Raw genomic sequence first — 17,175 nt, 5'->3', positions numbered from 1 at the left:
GGAAGTTTTTTTGTTTAGAAAATACGCTAAAGGAAAGATGGGAAGAGCATGTCATTGATTCAATTGACGCATGTCAAAAAAACATTTGAAGGCAAAAATGGCCGAATCGACGCGGTCAATGATGTTTCTTTAACGGTTGAACCAGGAGATATCTACGGCATTGTAGGATATTCCGGTGCAGGAAAAAGTACATTGGTGCGATTGCTCAATGGACTAGAACTACCAACTGCCGGCGAAGTAATCGTCAATAAGCAGAACATCCTTGCACTGAAGAACAAAGAATTGCGGGCATTTCGAAAAAATATCGGAATGATTTTCCAGCACTTTAACCTGCTGTGGTCACGAACGGTCATCGAAAATATCGAATTGCCATTGGAACTTGCAGGACTTGGGAAAGCTGAGCGAAAACAAAAAGCAGAAGACTTATTGCAATTGGTGGGTTTGCAGGGAAGAGGCAATGCCTATCCATCGCAATTATCCGGTGGGCAAAAGCAACGGGTCGGAATCGCCCGAGCGTTGGCAAACGATCCGCAGATTCTATTGTGTGATGAAGCAACAAGTGCCTTAGATCCCCAAACAACCGAAGAAGTCTTGGAACTACTGCAAGACATCAACCAAAAATTAGGATTGACGATTGTATTGATTACACATGAAATGAATGTGGTTCGTAAAATCTGTAATAAAGTAGCCGTCATGGAGCTGGGAAAAGTCGTGGAAGAAGGATTGGTCGTAGATGTCTTTCGTCATCCGAAACAAGAAGTGACGAAACGATTTGTGCAACAGGACTTCAAACCACGGGAAGATCCGGAAGAATTGTTGGAGGAATTTATCGCTGAAAATCCAACTGGACGTTTAGTGACCTTGACCTTTAATGAAGACAATGCCAATGAACCGGTAATTTCACAAGCGATTCGACAATTTGATATTGATATCAATGTGGTGTACGGGAAAATCCGTCAGGCAAAAGAAGGCTCATTCGGTTCCTTGACCGTCCTGCTTTCAGGAGAAGATCAGGCAGTCGATCAAGCAATTACCTTTTTTGCTGAACAACAAGTTGGCGTGGAGGTGATTCATCATGGATAAAGGATTTATGGAAACCTATTTCAATCTGGAAATGATTGACTGGAATACAATGAAACAAGCCTTTTATGACACTTTGTTCATGACAGTAATCTCAACGATTTTAGTAGTGATTATCGGATTGCTGCTTGGTTTGGCTCTGTATTCTCTGGGAAGAAAGCAACAAACCTCTGCCAGAATTTTTTATAATTTGATCTCCATCATCAGCAACATTTTCCGTTCCACGCCATTCATGATTTTGATGGTCTTGATTATTCCGTTTACGATGATTTTAGTTGGAACAATGTTGGGAGCTAAAGCAGCAATTCCCGCATTGGTTTTATCCGCAGCACCATTTTATGCTCGGTTAGTAGAGATTGCCTTTCGTGAAGTCAGCCCCGGTGTATTAGAAGCTGCCGAAGCGATGGGTGCCAATTATTGGCAGGTGATCCGAAAAGTATTGATTCCAGAAAGTGTTCCGGCACTGATCTCAGGAATCACAGTGACAACAATCTCGATGATCGGTTACACGGCAATGGCCGGAGCAATCGGTGCCGGTGGTCTTGGTGCACTGGCATGGCAGGAAGGGTTTCAACGTGGAAACTACACAGTAACAATGGTAGCCACGATTATTATTTTGATTATTGTGTTTATTGTTCAAGGAATTGGTGATTTCTTGACGAAAAAAACCGATAAGCGTTAAAAAAAGGGAGGAAATAGGATATGAAAAAGATTTTTGGATTAGCAACAGTATTATTAGTAACAGCGGGATTAGCAGCATGTGGAAACGGCGGCAGCAGTACTGACGGCTCCTCAGCAGCAGAAGAAAAGACAACAACCTTAACAGTAGGCGCTTCACCAACTCCTCATGCGGAAATTTTAGAAGCAGCGGCACCATTATTGGAAAAAGAAGGCATTAAATTAGAAGTCAAAAAATTTGATGACTATATCTTGCCAAATAAAGCGTTGGAAAACAAAGACATTGATGCCAACTATTTCCAACACATTCCTTACTTGAACAAAGAGATCAAAGACAACGGCTATGACTTTGTCAATGCCGGAGCCGTTCACATCGAACCAATGGGCTTGTATTCAAAAACATTGAAAGACATCAAAGATTTGAAAGACGGTGCGACCGTTATCACATCCAACTCTGAATCTGACTGGGGCCGTATCTTGACGATTTTCCAAGATGCTGACCTGTTGACCTTGAAAGAAGGCGTTGATCCAGAAACTGCTACTTTTGAAGATATCGATGAAAATCCAAAAAACATCGAATTCAAGCACGATATCAACCCAGAATTGCTAGCAACAACCTACCAAAACGAAGATGTTGATTTGGTAGCCATCAACGCAAACTTTGCTTACGGCATCGGTTTGAATCCGAAAAAAGATGCCTTGTTAGTTGAAAGCGACAATTCTCCATACGTTAACGTGATTGCTGTTCGTAGTGGCGATGAAAACAAAGATTCCATCAAAAAATTAATCGAAGCATTGCACAGTGACGAAGTGAAAGATTTTGTTGATGAAAAATGGCAAGGGTCTGTCAAAATCGTTGATGCTGACGCAAAATAATTCTTAACAAACGAACGAAATCTTTCTGACGGAGAGATTTCGTTTTTTATTTTAGAAATATTCTTATAAAAAAGAAAAGTTTATCACGAAATAGCGCGAAAATGCCAGATCTTAGCAGTGGATCATTGAACTTCATTCTCAATTAGTCTAAAATGAGTGAGAATGAATGATTATTGGAGGAATACATTATGTCAGTCTTAGAAGTGAAAGATTTACATGTATCGATTGAAAATAAAGAAATCTTAAAAGGCGTCAATCTAACGCTGAAAACTGGTGAAATTCATGCCATCATGGGACCAAACGGCACAGGAAAATCCACCTTGTCTGCTGCCATCATGGGCAACCCCAACTACGAAGTTACCCAAGGAGAAGTGCTTCTCGACGGTGAAAATATTTTGGAAATGGATGTTGACGAACGGGCACGCCTAGGTCTTTTTCTGGCGATGCAATACCCAAGTGAAATTCCGGGAATCACCAACGCAGAATTTATGCGGGCAGCGATTAATGCCAAACGGGATGATGACCATAAAATGTCGGTTATGGAATTTTTAAAAAAATTAGATAAAAAAATGGACTTGTTGAATATGCCGGAAGAAATGGCAGAACGCTATTTAAACGAAGGATTTTCCGGTGGGGAGAAAAAACGCAACGAAATTTTGCAATTATTGATGCTGGAACCAAAATTTGCGATTTTAGACGAAATCGATTCCGGTTTGGATATTGATGCTTTGAAGGTTGTTGCAAAAGGTGTCAATGAAATGCGGGGAGATAATTTTGGTTCTCTGATTATCACCCATTACCAACGTTTATTAAATTACATCACACCGGATGTTGTTCATATCATGATGGATGGTCGTGTGGTATTAACAGGAAATGCCGATCTTGCCAAACGGTTGGAAGCAGAAGGCTACGCCGGAATCAGCAACGAATTAGGTATCGAATACAGCGAAGAAGAAGCATAGAGGGGGCGAGAGAATGAAAGAATTCAAGAACTATCTTGATGACGTCAAGGTTTTTTCTGCATTGAAAGAAGAACCAGACTGGATGCTCGCTTTGCGACAAGCTGCCTTGGCACAAGTCGATGAACTGGCTTTTCCCCATATTGAACGTGTGAAGTTTACCCGCTGGCCGTTGTTTACTATCAGTCAAGCAGCGTTACAAGGAGAAAAAAGTGCCCAATCGCTGGGAGCAATTCCTAGTTTTGATGAACTAGATAACCATCCAATGCACATTCAGATCGACGATGTTCCAGTCTTTGAACAACTTTCTCAAGAGCTTGCAGATAAAGGCGTGATTTTTACTGATCTATTTACAGCAATGCAGGAATATCCTGATTTGGTGCAAAAATATTATATGACCAAGGCTGTTCCTTTTGATGAAGATAAACTAACAGCAGCACATGCAGCATTTATGAACAGCGGTGTGTTTTTATATGTACCAAAAAATGTCGTGATTGAAGAACCGATTGAAGCAATCTTTTACCATGCCGGCAGTGATGCAGCGCATTTCTTCAAACATATTTTGATCGTAGCAGAAGACCATAGTGAATTCAGCTATTTGGAACGTTTTTCTACTATGGGAGAAGAAACAGAAAAAATTTCTGGCAATATCGTTGTGGAAGTTATTGCAAAGCCGGGAGCAAAAGTAAAATTTGCGGCAATTGATCAATTAGGAAAAAACATCACTACTTACATGAATCGTCGTGGCTATTTGATGCAGGATGCGTCGATTGACTGGGCCATTGGAGTGATGAATGATGGGGATGTAATCGCAGATTTTGATTCTGACCTGGTGGGTAACGGCTCCCATGCAGAATTTAAAGCTGTTGCGATTTCTTCTGGTCGTCAAACTCAAGGTATTGATACACGGGTCACCAATAAAGCCCCTCATTCCGTGGGACATATTCTCCAACATGGCGTTATTTTGGATCACGGCACGCTGACCTTTAACGGTATCGGTCATATCATCAAAGGGGCAAAAGGTGCTGATGCCCAACAAGAAAGTCGGGTTTTGATGCTGTCTGATCATGCTCGCGGGGATGCCAATCCTATTTTATTGATTGACGAAAATGAAGTTGTTGCCGGGCATGCAGCCAGTGTCGGTCGGGTCGATCCAGAGGAAATGTATTACTTGATGAGCCGCGGCTTGCGAAAAGAAGATGCCGAACGATTGGTGATTCGCGGGTTCTTAGGTTCTGTAATCACTGCGATTCCTGTCAAAAAAGTCCAAGAAGAATTAATTGACGTTATCGAAGGGAAGTTGAACGCATGATCGATGCCCAAAAACTTCGAAAAGAGTTTCCTATTTTAAATCAAAAGGTCAATGACGAACCATTGGTCTATTTGGATAATGCCGCAACAACGCAAAAACCGGAAGCTGTTTTACAAACGCTAACCGATTATTACCATCAGGACAATGCCAATGTTCATCGAGGTGTCCATACCTTAGCGGAGCGGGCAACACATGCCTATGAAGGGGCTCGCGAAAAAGTCCGCCAATTTATCCATGCCAAAGAAACTGCGGAAGTCCTGTTTACGCGGGGAACGACAACGGGCTTAAATTGGGTAGCCAAAAGCTTTGGTGATTTTTTCATTCAAGAAGGCGATGAAATCGTCATTTCCTATATGGAACATCACTCCAATATTATTCCATGGCAACAACTTGCCAAAAGAAAGAATGCAAAGCTTGTGTATATCGATATTACACCAGCAGGCTTTCTTGATATGGAAGATGCAAAACGAAAAATCACTGACAAAACGAAGATTGTTTCAATCGCCCATGTTTCGAATGTATTAGGTGTGATCAATCCGGTGGCTGAGTTGGCACAACTTGCTCATCAAAAAGGAGCGGTCATGGTGGTGGATGGTGCGCAGGCAGTTCCCCACATGCCGGTAGATGTGCAGGCATTGGATGCGGATTTTTATGCGTTTAGTGGACATAAAATGTGCGGACCAACCGGCATCGGTGTATTATTTGGAAAGAAAAAATGGTTGGAAGTCATGGAACCGGTAGAATTTGGTGGAGAAATGATTGATTTTGTCCGACTACAAGACAGTACATGGAAAGAATTGCCGTGGAAATTTGAAGCCGGGACTCCAAATATCGCCGGGGGCATCGCTTTAGGAGCAGCCATTGATTATCTTTCGGTCCTCGGTTTGGATCAGATCCATGCGTATGAAGCAGAGCTTGTGGCTTATGTATTGCCAAAGCTGCAGGCAATCGAAGGTCTGACTGTTTTTGGACCGCAAGAGGCTGCTAAACATACCGGAGTCATTGCCTTTAACCTAGAGGGCTTACACCCCCATGATGTGGCAACTGCCTTAGACATGGAAGGCGTTGCTGTACGGGCTGGACATCATTGTGCACAACCTTTACTGCAATATTTGAAGGTTCCGGCAACAGCTCGAGCAAGTTTTTATTTTTACAATACGAAAGAAGATGCCGACCGATTAGTTGAAGCAATCTACGCGACAAAGGAGTTTTTCCAACATGGCACTCTCTAAATTAGATAATTTATACCGACAAGTTATTTTGGATCATTCCAGCCATCCTCATCATCATGGTTCTTTGGCAAAAGCAGATCAAGCGGTGGAGATGAATAATCCAACGTGCGGAGATGTGATTCACTTGGAACTTGCAGTGGAAGATGGCATCATTACGGGTATCGCTTTTGACGGTAGTGGCTGTTCCATCAGTACCGCCAGTGCTTCCATGATGACGGATGCAGTTCTTGGAAAAAGTGTAACAGAAGCCGAAGAACTGATTACTGCTTTTTCAGAATTAGTGCAAGGCAATGAAACACCAAAGGAAGAGGAGTTGGGAGAAGCGGCCGTCCTTAGCGGAGTGGCAAAATTTCCAGCTCGAATCAAATGTGCAACACTTGCTTGGAAGGCATTGGGTCAAGCAGTAGAATCAAATGGTGTGGCAGAAACAGGTCATCTCCATCAACCAGAAGACAGCGATCACGCGTGAGAAAAAAAGCAGCAAATTAGCAGTGGAAATCGGTTGAACATACTTTCAACCAAAAAGAGCGAGGAGTGAGAACATGGGAGTTCCTGAATTAGAAGAATATAAATTTGGCTTTCATGATGATGTAGAACCAATTTTCAGCACAGGTACAGGTTTGACAGAGGAAGTCGTTCGTGAGATTTCACGAGTCAAAGAAGAACCGGAGTGGATGCTGGAATTTCGGCTGAAATCACTGGAAGCTTTTCATAAAATGCCTATGCAAAAATGGGGTCCGGATTTATCCGATATTGATTTTGATGCGCTGAAATATTATCAAAAATCCAGTGAGAAACCAGCACGTGACTGGGAAGATGTACCAGAAAAAATCAAAGAAACTTTTGAAAGAATTGGTATTCCAGAAGCAGAACGGGCCTATTTGGCTGGCGCTTCAGCACAGTATGAATCAGAAGTGGTTTACCACAATATGAAGGAAGAATTTACCAAATTAGGAATTGTCTTTACTGATACCGATTCGGCACTTAAAGAATATCCTGAATTGTTTAAAGAATATTTTGCAAAACTTGTACCGCCTACGGATAATAAATTGGCGGCATTGAACTCAGCGGTTTGGTCTGGTGGAACCTTTATTTATGTGCCAAAAGGTGTCAAAGTGGATGTGCCAATGCAGACCTATTTCCGAATCAATGGAGAAAATACCGGGCAGTTTGAACGAACATTAATCATTGTAGATGAAGGCGCCAGCGTCCATTACGTGGAGGGGTGTACTGCACCGACATATTCCAGCAATAGTTTGCATGCGGCAATTGTTGAAATTTTCACCCGCAAAGATGCTTACTGCCGATACACTACGATCCAAAACTGGTCCTCAAACGTGTACAACCTAGTAACCAAACGGGCGAAAGCCTATGAAGGAGCAACCGTTGAATGGATTGATGGGAACTTGGGAGCAAAAACGACAATGAAATACCCAAGCGTTTATCTGGATGGCAAAGGCGCACGGGGTACTATGCTGTCAATCGCATTTGCCGGCGCCAACCAAATCCAAGATACCGGCGCAAAAATGATCCACAACGCACCGAATACCTCCAGCTCAATCGTTTCTAAATCAATCTCTAAAGATGGCGGCGAGGTTAATTATCGCGGACAAGTTACCTTTGGCAAAAAGAGCAGCGGCTCGATGTCCCACATTGAATGTGACACGATTATTATGGACGAACTGTCAAAATCTGATACGATTCCCTTCAATGAAATCCACAACAGTCAAGTTTCATTGGAACACGAAGCCAAAGTCTCAAAAATTTCCGAAGAGCAGCTCTTTTATCTAATGAGCCGTGGACTTTCCGAATCAGAAGCCACTGAAATGATCGTCATGGGCTTTGTCGAACCCTTCACCAAAGAACTACCGATGGAATATGCGGTGGAACTGAATCGATTGATTAGTTATGAGATGGAAGGGTCTGTGGGTTAATAACTATTTCATTGCTCGAAACGTTGATATTAAAGCGTTTCGAGCGTTTTTTTATTTGTATTTTAATGGTTGGCTACGTTTTTGGCTACGTTTGGAATTATTCGCCCATAAATTTTGCAAATCGGTCACCAGTTTTCTTAACAGATTGTGGTGTGACATGAGCATAGATATTCATGGTGGTTTTAATATCTTTATGACCTAATCGTTCCTGTACTTCTTTTATCGACGCACCACTTTCAAACAATAAGCTACAGTGGGTATGCCTAAATCCATGTGGAGTAATTTGAGGCTCCATCGGTGTCTTTTTGTAAATCCAGTCTAACCAATCGTTTACTACTTGGGGGTAGTACAACTTGTTTGTGTTTGTAGTGAAAAGAAACTGTTTTGGTGAATTCGTGTTATAGCCATATAAGATCATTATTTTCATTTGTTCTTGTTGCCAAATACGCAGTTGTTTAAGTGTAAAATCATCAAGCTGAATCGTTCTTGATGATTTTTTAGTTTTAGGTACTTGTAGAACTACTTGATTAAACTCGTCTTGAGCGATAGTTTTACCAATTGTTATTGTTTTATTGAAATAGTCTATATCTTCCCATTGAAGCGCCAATGCTTCGCTTTTACGCATTCCTGTATAAGCTAATAAACGGAAAAAAGTGTACAGTTTAACTGAATTATTTTCTTTAGTATTCTGTAAAAACAGTTGTAATTGATCTTTCGTGTAAAACTTCAAGGGTTGTTCTTCTTCAATTTTTCTTGGAAGCAATGTTTTAGACATAGGATTATCCTTACAGACTTCCATTGCTACTCCAAATTTAAATATTTGAGCAGTTGTTTTTCTCAAGAAACCATATTGTTTTAATGTTTTGTGCCACTCATTCACCTGTTTTTGACAATAACTAACACTTATTTTATCCAATCGTAATTCCCCAAAAGCAGGTAATATATGGTTCTTGCAAAAACGTTGAGCAACGGCAACAGAAGACGGTTTTACTCTTGTTCTGTAGTTATCAATCCATAATTCATACAACTCTTGAAAAGTTGTAACATTTATTTTAAACTCTTGTTTTTCTTTAAAGTCTACAAGTAGTCTATTAAGTGCTGTTTGCGCCTCAGCTTTTGACTTGAATCTTCTACGCTTTGTACGTATATCTTTTCCAGTCTTGGGATCTTTTCCTAAATAAGTTTCAAATCCCCAATATTTTTCGCCATTTTGTAATTTATAACAAAAAAATGTTGCCATTTGATTCTCTCCTTACTTCATGATTGCAGGTAGAGAAGTTATTTGAAGAATCAATTGCTTTTAAATTTATCGTGATTATTAGTTAGAAATTTTGCGATTATACTATTTTTCTCATATGGGAAATTGTATTTTTTGCTAAGATCAGAAATAAATTTTTCTGTTTCAAATTGGTTTTTAGTAATTTTATAAAAGAAATCCTCGACAGATGAATACTGTGAAATATCTTGATAGGCTAAGTCCATTTCGTTTAATAGCTGTTTTGAAGAATCAATCAGTATTTCTTTTTCACCGTATTTGAAATCCCCATTTCTTATCTTATCTTGAAGTCTACTGTTGGCTCTTTTGAAAAATAGCTCCTTAGAGATAGAGTGTTTTTGACTAGCAAACTCTTCGATAAGAGGATTGATATCATTAGCAAGTATCTCATTTAGATAAATTTCAAAATCTTTTGAGTAATATTTTGAAAATATATTTTTTATTATAGGATTCAATAACTCATAGTCTTTATCTAGCGAAAACGTATCACTATATCTTTCTTGGATGTCTTTAAAGACTTTGTGAGGTATCTCTGGAAAGTCCTTAATATATAGCTCATACCCTATATCGATAAGGTATGAAGTTATATACTCTTCTAATGTTCCCCATTTAATCCAGTCAATTGTTGAATTAGTGATAGTTGACAATAATTTCAGCTTTTGTGGATTTGGCAAATTGGTCCCACGTTCCCAGTTGGATATGGTCGCACGTGGTGAATTATCTATTTTCCTTCCAAGTTCTTCCATAGTAAAACCACATGAAAGGCGTAATTGTTTAATTCGTTTTCCTGCTTCTGAAGGATTCGGCTTCATCTTTTTTCTCCTTTTTATTTTTATAGATAGTATATCATATTTATAAAACAAAAGTATTTAAAAGTATTTACTTTTTGTTGGGAGCGTGATATATTATTCTCGTAAATACAAATAAATACATTTTTACACAATTTGTACTTGTTTGTACTTATTTAGGTAGAGGAGTTATAGAATAATTAATTAAAAAGGAGAGGTTTTTGTGGAAGCAATAAAATTAATGATTTCAGAAGAACAGGAGGAAATGTTTCTAAAACAGTTTTATCAAATTGCTACAAAGGCAATTGAAAAGGCTCAAGAAAATGCGGGTATGACAAGGGAATACCTCAATCAAAAAGAAATGGCAGAATACTTAAATGTGAGCGAAAACTTTTTAAAAAATGCGGTGAGAAATGAGGGATTACCTGTTGTTGAATTAGGTGCAAGAAAGTTTTATTCAAAAAAAGCAGTAAATGAGTTTATGTTTGCTCGAATGAAGAGAGGTGAAAGTTTTGAGAGAAGATGAAATAGCAAATTTAGTATTGAAAAGAATTGAAAAAAATATATAAAAGAGTGCTCCCGATAGTTTGGCGACCACAGGAAGCACTCGACAATAAAGTTCTGAGAAAACTTTATTTATAGCTATTATATCAAAAAGAAGGTGAAAAGGTGTTTTCTTCTGGAAATGTTGTAGTTGACAAACTTAGAGAAATAAATTTTGACGGAAATGTAATTCCACATTCGTGGTACGGTCAATTAAGAAAAAAAACGAAAAAAGGCGTTGAGAAGCCCTATTTGAATGCAATAGTTATCTTAGCAGAAATTACTTACTGGTACAGACCCCAAAAAATTTTTAACGATGAGGGCCAGTTAATTGGATATAAAAAGAAATTTATTGAAGATATTTTGCAAAAATCATATAAGCAATTAAGCAAAAAAACAGGACTATCAGAAAGAGCTATAAAAGATGCAATTGTGTACTTAGAGAAAAAGGGAATTATCAAAAGAGTTTTTAGAAATATTTATTATGAGCAAAGAGCAGTTACATTATCAAATGTTATGTACATTGTTTTAAATGTACATAAATTGATAGAAATTACTTTTCCTGCTTTAGATCGTGAAAAAAAGGAGTATGTGTCGAAAATCCGTCAGAGGGTTATCGAAAAAAAGAGATATGTCTCTTTAAAAAAAGGTAGAGGTATGTACAAATTCGTATATACGTATACAAAGACTACTTCACAGAACACATCAAAAACTACTCCCGTTATGGAAGAAGAGGATATTAATATAAAGAGGATTTACAGTAAGATTAGTGTTCTTTATGAAGCAAATAACGAAGATGGTCGAAAATTATTTCAAGTGTATCACTATTTGAAAAACGCTAATGTAGACATAAAAGATATCAGAAAAATCATTGAATTTTTATATGAAAATACTCAGTATCTTAACGCTCAATGCATTATAACACAACATAAAGCATGCGTTTTTCAAGCAAAAACAGATCAAGGACTATTCGATTACACAAAGTTTTTTCTAAAGGGACTTCAAATTAGATATAAAAATCAGCTTCTAGAAAATATAGAAACTACAGATCAATTCAATAAAGCCTTCGGAATTAAAGAGTTACCTAAAATCCCTATGCATAATTGGTTAGAAGGAGAAAAAACATGATTAAAAATCGTCTAATAGATCAGATTTTGTGTCTTGATCAAAACACAGATACTCTCGAACTAATCGAGAGTATCTGCTTCAATACTGTAGTTCTCGATTTAAGATCTGAAAATGACAAATGTGTAACTCACATCATAATTGACAGAAAAACAGCTCAGAAGCTTTCTGAGAGCCTAAAAAAATGGGCTGAGGGAGGTAACAATGAAGGTAATTAAGAGTAAAATTAATTGGTTGTCGATTAGTTTTCTTATTCTAACAGCTATGATTATTTTTACGAGTAACGTTGCAGAAGGCAGTATTTTCAACTGGTTTGATGATACTGAGAGTCAAACTGAGTTTTTAACTAATCCACTTTATCAGAATTATCTTAAAAAATATAACGGAAATTTTTACAGCCAGTTCGGTATGTGGATAGGCTGGTCTGTTATAAAATCAATGTTCGCTGTTGTCGATGGCATTCAAAATATGATTCCCGAGGTTTTAGATTTGTTTAGCTTTGTAGAAAGTACCGGATTGAACAAAGTCTATCAGTCAGTTTTAAATACAATTGTTATTGGATTGATGGTACTCTCACTAATGATTATTGGATATAAAATGGTGACTGGAAAAGGGACTTTAGACTTAAAATCGGTTGGAATGAACGTAGTTATGTCGATTGCATTGATTCTTTTAATGCCGACTTTGATTCACAGTGGAATAGAGTTTTCTAAAACATTTTATAATGATACGACTACGATTACAAATTCGGACGAAGGCGTGGCGTGGTCGCTGATTGAACAAGGGGTCACTGATTTAGCTTATATCAATAAAACAGATCAGTATTCAATGATTAACAAAACGAATGACCGGAATAATCTAACAAAAGAAAATTTTTGGAAAACGGATCTTACGCAAGTATTGACAGATAATGTAATTGATAAAATGGAAAAAGAGAACTCAACAGCTGATAACCTGCGTTATGAATTAGTTGAAAATTCTGATAATGAATTTGTTGCTACTAAATTTTCAGATAATTTTTTGTCAACCTTTGTTGATGGTATCAAATCAGGATATTATCGCTATCAAGCGAACCTGTGGGGAATTTCATTTGGATTGATTGCTTTAGCGGTAGCGTATGTTTTTAGTGCTTTCATTATAATTACAGCAATACTCGAGCTAGCATTCAAACGTGTACTCGGAGTTTTAGTATTTGCTACTGACTTAGAAACAGGACAACGATCAAAACAAGTTTTGTCAGATATTTTACAGTGCTATTTGACAGTCGGATTTCAAGGGTTTGGATTATCTATGTTTGCAATGTTCATAAATTACTTAAATACTGGCGAAGGTATCTCAACAAATATTTTTATAAAAACAATTGCTTATATCTGTGCTGTGTTTGTTTTAATCAAAGGCAGTGGAACAGTCATGCGTTACTTTGGTGTGGATATTGGACTCAAAGAAGGCTATGGGCAACTTGCTTCTGCTTTTGGAATGGGTGCAATGCTGTTTCGTAAAGGAACAGGTGGTATGAACCGATCTAAAGGTGGGAAAAATAGTGGTGGAAACGATCAAGCGGAAGGGGAAGAACGAAAACCTGAACGCAACTTTGGTCAATCACTTTCTCAAAAAGCTAATAAAACGGGGAAAACGCTTGGGTATGCTCGTGAACGTGGATTATCAGGCTTAGCTTCAGATGGAGCTACAATAGCTAGTGAAAGAGCAACAAAACCATTTAAAAGTATGCGTGATATAGCTAATGATACCAAGAATAAGTTCAAAGAAGGTTTAGATGATGGTACAGTGTCCGCTATTAATAAAAATAGCAAACCTATAGTAGCTAAAAACAAAGAAGATGAAACTGGAAAATATGCTGATAGCATGCCAACACGTCTTTCGGATAGAAAAGATGGGGCTAAGATTGAGAATGCCGATAGAATTATGTCTAGTTCTGAACGTATGCGTGAAGCAATGAAAAATAATGCTGAATCGAATAATAATCCTGCAAGTGCAATTCAGCAAAAAGTTCAACAAGATATTGAAGAACGTAAAAATGCTATGCATGGTCAATCTAAGTCTGCTGAAGAATTAATTAATCAGAAGCGACAGGAAGCAAAATACACGCCTGAAATAATGAATCGTGAGGAAATGTTGAGGAAACGTGTAGAAGGGCGTACTGGCGATAATATGGACGAAAAAGAAGCGTTGACCAAAGAAAGAATCCAAGAAGCTAAAAATTCAAATACCGGATTAGAAAAATTGGTCAAAGAAAATCTACAAAATTCTACAAGTAGTCAAGGTGGAGTAGATGTCCGAGAAAATATTCAAGGTTCATTGAATGGTCATGTCGGACGGAATGTTGATGTAAGAGAGAATTTACAAAGTTCTTCAAATGGTCAAGGTACTAAGACAATTGATGTTCGAGAAAATCTGCAAAGTAGCAGTACAAGTCAACCAAAAACAGTAGATGTTCGAGAAAATGTACAAAATTCTACAAGTAGTCAAGGGTTTAAATCAGTGGATGTCCGAGAGAATGTTCAAGGCAGCAGTGCAGGTCAACCAAAAACAGTAGATGTCCGAGAAAATGTACAAAGTTCTACAAGTAGTCAAGGATTCAAAACAGTAGATGTTCGGGAGAACGTTCAAAAAGATAGTGGAGAAATGAAAGAAAAAACACAAAAAATCAATATTGTTGAAGACAGAAAGTCAGCGAAAAAATTTGATTCAAATCATGAAACAGTGATTATTGATAGTGAAATTCGTGGAAATGATAAGGGATCAAAACCAAGACGAAGATTCACTTATGAAGACAACGAGTTATTCAGAGATACACTTAATGATCCTAATCCGCTTTTCGATAATCTATTAAAAAAATAAAAGGGGGGATTGTCATGCAATTAATTCTAAAGATTAGTACGCATGATTTCTTAGAACTTGACGAATTATGTGAATCAGTAAAGAATGCAACAAATGAAAAAATCACGGTCACTAATTATATTGAACTGATGATTCAAGAAGAATTAGAGATGAAAAATGAGCTTATGAATGAACTTATTCACATACAAAAAGGAGCATGAAAAATGGCAAGGAAAAAACAAAAATCAATTGCAGATTTGAAAAAAGAACTCGCCGAGTTGGAGAGAAAGCTTTATCCCGAACTGGGAAAGTTTGCCTATGAAAAAACAGGAATTTCATCAGTAAAAGAGTTTGAAGAAACTTTTGAGATTAATCAAAAAGGTACTCGAGAAAAATGGCAAAAGGCGGTAAATTTCGCTAATAGCGAATTTACCCTAGTGCATGAATTTCTTGCAAGCGATCAATTGTTGGAAACGAAGTTCCAACAATTTTTGAGAAGAAAAGGAGAGACAGCGTATCGAATTTTCTATCGAGAAGAGGCGCAAGAAGAAAGTGTTAGGTAGCTGATTTATCGGCTATCTAATCTCGATAAAATGCGGAGCATGAGGGTGCTCGTAGGGAGTTTACTCCCTCGACAAGCGGGGAAGGGTTCCCTTTCCCCTCGCTTGCTTCTTTTGAACTTAAAAATAATATTGGAAAGGAGAAGTGCGTATGGCAATTGATGTCAGTAAACTACCATTAGAAGAAAGGCGAAAGCGATATAAACGTAATGAAGATAGTCGACGACAAAATAGGCCGATAAAGTTTCGAGTAGACGATTATCAGTACCAAGAGCTAGAAAAAACAGCAGACATTTTTGGTTTATCTGTTCCAATGTACGTGAAGAAAATCGCAGTAGACAACGCAGGGAAAAGTCTAAAATATACCGATCGACAATATAAAGAAATTAATTTTCATTTACTAGCAATAGGAAGAAATTTGAATCAATTAGTGAAAACAGCAAATTATTTGCGTGTTCAGTTAAATAAAAAAGATACCGAGATACAAAAAGAAGAACATCAGAGTGTTTACTTATCTTTTACAACTAAGCAAGAGCGATTAAAGCGGTTATATGCTGAAAAAAATGATTTAATGATACAAATAAAATCAATAAGTGATCCATTAAACCGCTTGGAAAAAGAGTTGAATAAGTTATGGGCTCGATTATAAAAATTGCTTCAAAAAGTCGGAGTATTCATAATACAATTTCATATATGTTAAATAAACAAGAAGATTCTGAACTCGTGACAGGAATTGGCGTATCGAATGATTTAAATGCTATTGAGGAATTTAAACGAACCAATGAAATTTTTGGTGATAAAGGGAAAATAAAGCTTTGGCATTTTACACAAAGCTTTGATCCACTAGAAGATATTTCCGCTGAAAAAGCACATGAGTTGGGTGTTAAGTGGGCAGAAAAAGTGTTTCCTAACCAGTCAATTTTGGTCGTCACACACACAGACAAAGGGCATGTTCACAATCACTTTGGTATTTCGCCAAACGATCAGCGAACAGGAAAGAAAATGGATATTCGAAAGAATGATATTCGAGTTTTGCAGGCTTGGAATGATAATATACTTATTGATAATGGAATTAGCCCACTTGATATGTATAAGTATAATCATTTAGTTGCAGATCGTGAAAATTGGAAAGAACGTGAATTTAGAACTGAAAATAAGATTTCAAATCGAGAAAAAATAAAACTAGCTGTTTCTGAAGTTGCTCAGTATGCGAAAAATTATGATGACTTTCATGCGGAATTGAAGAAAAAACATTCTATTGAGACCTATCGATTTGCCAAAAATCAGCGTATTGGGTACAAACTCTTAGATTCTGAAGGTGAGTTAATCTTAAAGATTGGCGGAAAGCGTTTAGGGCAAAACTATGATATGAATTATCTTGATGATTTGTTCACAGAAAATAAAAAAGCGGAGCAAATTCAATCTGAAGAGGTACTCACTGAAATTGCTATTCGACATCTTGGTAAATCGTTAAATGGTAGAGCGGATAGTAGAATTAATTGGCAAGAACGAGCGCAACACTTTGAATTGGATAATGAGAATATACCATTTCTTAGATCATCAAAAGATTATGAAGAATTTTATGACAAATATAAATTTGAAATAGAGGACAGAATAGAAATTTTATTAGATGTTTTTGGTGAGAATAAAGACCAATTCTTTGGATTTGCAGTGGAAGAGGAATCTTTAAAGTATAAGAAGAAATGTGTAGATTTGGTGTATAAAAAAGTTGTTTATGATATCGCAGAGAGTTTATCAACTGATTATGACCAATTTAACATTCATGATACTGAACCCGATTTAGAACGTAATTTTAAGAAGCGTTATATTCAAGAAACAAAACGTGTTCTTTATTTATTTAATCGTGCAATTGATGATGGTACGATTGAAAAAGCTCGGAAAGAGTATGAAGAAACAGCAAGAAAAATTGATTATCAAAAACGACAAAATCAATATGATATGGATTTTTGAGTA

General features: G+C 37.4%; 18 protein-coding genes. 16 read left to right on the top strand and 2 right to left on the bottom strand.

Annotation, left to right across the window (positions count from 1 at the left end):
* Positions 1-48 precede the first annotated feature (48 nt).
* The 8 genes from FFM66_RS00880 to sufB all read left to right on the top strand — a co-directional run bounded on the left by FFM66_RS00880 (position 49) and on the right by sufB (position 8,071).
* A complete protein-coding gene (locus FFM66_RS00880) occupies positions 49-1,083 on the top strand; it encodes a methionine ABC transporter ATP-binding protein (protein ID WP_137604758.1) in 1,035 nt (344 codons plus the stop codon).
* Positions 1,076-1,762 carry a methionine ABC transporter permease gene (locus FFM66_RS00875; RefSeq protein WP_048604350.1) on the top strand — a complete coding sequence of 229 codons (687 nt, stop codon included), beginning with the start codon at positions 1,076-1,078 and terminating at the stop codon, positions 1,760-1,762. The genes FFM66_RS00880 and FFM66_RS00875 overlap by 8 nt, the downstream gene beginning before the upstream one ends.
* Before the next feature lie 20 nt (positions 1,763-1,782).
* Positions 1,783-2,634, top strand: a complete 852-nt coding sequence (locus FFM66_RS00870) for a MetQ/NlpA family ABC transporter substrate-binding protein (RefSeq protein WP_048604349.1) — start codon at positions 1,783-1,785, stop codon at positions 2,632-2,634.
* A gap of 188 nt (positions 2,635-2,822) precedes the next feature.
* The gene (gene sufC / locus FFM66_RS00865; protein ID WP_048604348.1) at positions 2,823-3,596 is read left to right on the top strand and encodes a Fe-S cluster assembly ATPase SufC; all 774 of its coding nucleotides are present in this window, start codon (positions 2,823-2,825) and stop codon (positions 3,594-3,596) included.
* Between the two features lie 13 nt (positions 3,597-3,609).
* Complete coding sequence (sufD, locus tag FFM66_RS00860; RefSeq protein ID WP_137604757.1) at positions 3,610-4,905, top strand: Fe-S cluster assembly protein SufD; 1,296 nt, start codon at positions 3,610-3,612, stop codon at positions 4,903-4,905.
* Positions 4,902-6,137, top strand: coding sequence for a cysteine desulfurase (locus FFM66_RS00855; protein ID WP_137604756.1), 1,236 nt, complete (start codon positions 4,902-4,904; stop codon positions 6,135-6,137). Before sufD ends, FFM66_RS00855 begins: the two co-directional genes overlap by 4 nt.
* Positions 6,124-6,606, top strand: coding sequence for a Fe-S cluster assembly sulfur transfer protein SufU (gene sufU, locus FFM66_RS00850; protein WP_048604345.1), 483 nt, complete (start codon positions 6,124-6,126; stop codon positions 6,604-6,606). Before FFM66_RS00855 ends, sufU begins: the two co-directional genes overlap by 14 nt.
* Before the next feature lie 73 nt (positions 6,607-6,679).
* Positions 6,680-8,071, top strand: coding sequence for a Fe-S cluster assembly protein SufB (gene sufB, locus FFM66_RS00845; protein WP_048604344.1), 1,392 nt, complete (start codon positions 6,680-6,682; stop codon positions 8,069-8,071).
* Positions 8,072-8,168: 97 nt separating this feature from the next.
* Here sufB and FFM66_RS00840 read toward each other — a convergent pair whose 3' ends face one another.
* Both FFM66_RS00840 and FFM66_RS00835 read right to left on the bottom strand, forming a co-directional pair.
* Positions 8,169-9,311 (bottom strand): site-specific integrase, encoded by a 1,143-nt coding sequence (locus FFM66_RS00840; protein WP_137604755.1) that lies wholly within the window; start codon positions 9,309-9,311, stop codon positions 8,169-8,171.
* A gap of 50 nt (positions 9,312-9,361) precedes the next feature.
* Positions 9,362-10,159, bottom strand: a complete 798-nt coding sequence (locus FFM66_RS00835; protein ID WP_137604754.1) for a helix-turn-helix domain-containing protein — start codon at positions 10,157-10,159, stop codon at positions 9,362-9,364.
* Positions 10,160-10,358: 199 nt separating this feature from the next.
* On the opposite strand from FFM66_RS00835, the gene FFM66_RS00830 reads away from it, so the two are divergent.
* The 8 genes from FFM66_RS00830 to FFM66_RS00795 all read left to right on the top strand — a co-directional run bounded on the left by FFM66_RS00830 (position 10,359) and on the right by FFM66_RS00795 (position 17,172).
* Positions 10,359-10,661, top strand: coding sequence for a helix-turn-helix domain-containing protein (locus FFM66_RS00830; protein WP_002313373.1), 303 nt, complete (start codon positions 10,359-10,361; stop codon positions 10,659-10,661).
* A 269-nt stretch (positions 10,662-10,930) separates the two neighbouring features.
* Entirely contained in the window at positions 10,931-11,806 is an 876-nt protein-coding gene (locus FFM66_RS00825) for a hypothetical protein (RefSeq protein WP_025480856.1), read from the top strand.
* Entirely contained in the window at positions 11,803-12,021 is a 219-nt protein-coding gene (locus FFM66_RS11430; RefSeq protein WP_137072722.1) for a BRCT domain-containing protein, read from the top strand. The genes FFM66_RS00825 and FFM66_RS11430 overlap by 4 nt, the downstream gene beginning before the upstream one ends.
* The gene (locus FFM66_RS00815; protein ID WP_137604753.1) at positions 12,008-14,662 is read left to right on the top strand and encodes a pLS20_p028 family conjugation system transmembrane protein; all 2,655 of its coding nucleotides are present in this window, start codon (positions 12,008-12,010) and stop codon (positions 14,660-14,662) included. Before FFM66_RS11430 ends, FFM66_RS00815 begins: the two co-directional genes overlap by 14 nt.
* Before the next feature lie 14 nt (positions 14,663-14,676).
* The gene (locus FFM66_RS00810; RefSeq protein WP_137604752.1) at positions 14,677-14,862 is read left to right on the top strand and encodes a hypothetical protein; all 186 of its coding nucleotides are present in this window, start codon (positions 14,677-14,679) and stop codon (positions 14,860-14,862) included.
* A gap of 3 nt (positions 14,863-14,865) precedes the next feature.
* Positions 14,866-15,204, top strand: coding sequence for a hypothetical protein (locus FFM66_RS00805; RefSeq protein ID WP_099098420.1), 339 nt, complete (start codon positions 14,866-14,868; stop codon positions 15,202-15,204).
* Positions 15,205-15,352: 148 nt separating this feature from the next.
* Positions 15,353-15,850: a plasmid mobilization protein gene (locus FFM66_RS00800; protein ID WP_047632222.1), complete on the top strand. Its 498-nt coding sequence runs from the start codon at positions 15,353-15,355 to the stop codon at positions 15,848-15,850.
* Complete coding sequence (locus tag FFM66_RS00795) at positions 15,835-17,172, top strand: relaxase/mobilization nuclease domain-containing protein (RefSeq protein WP_137604751.1); 1,338 nt, start codon at positions 15,835-15,837, stop codon at positions 17,170-17,172. The genes FFM66_RS00800 and FFM66_RS00795 overlap by 16 nt, the downstream gene beginning before the upstream one ends.
* Positions 17,173-17,175: the final 3 nt, after the last annotated feature.

It is taken from the genome of Enterococcus songbeiensis, from assembly GCF_005405265.1.
Taxonomy (GTDB): Bacteria; Bacillota; Bacilli; order Lactobacillales; family Enterococcaceae; genus Enterococcus_C; species Enterococcus_C songbeiensis.
Note: the sequence above shows the minus strand (reverse complement) of the source record. Positions and strands in the feature narration are given on the sequence as shown.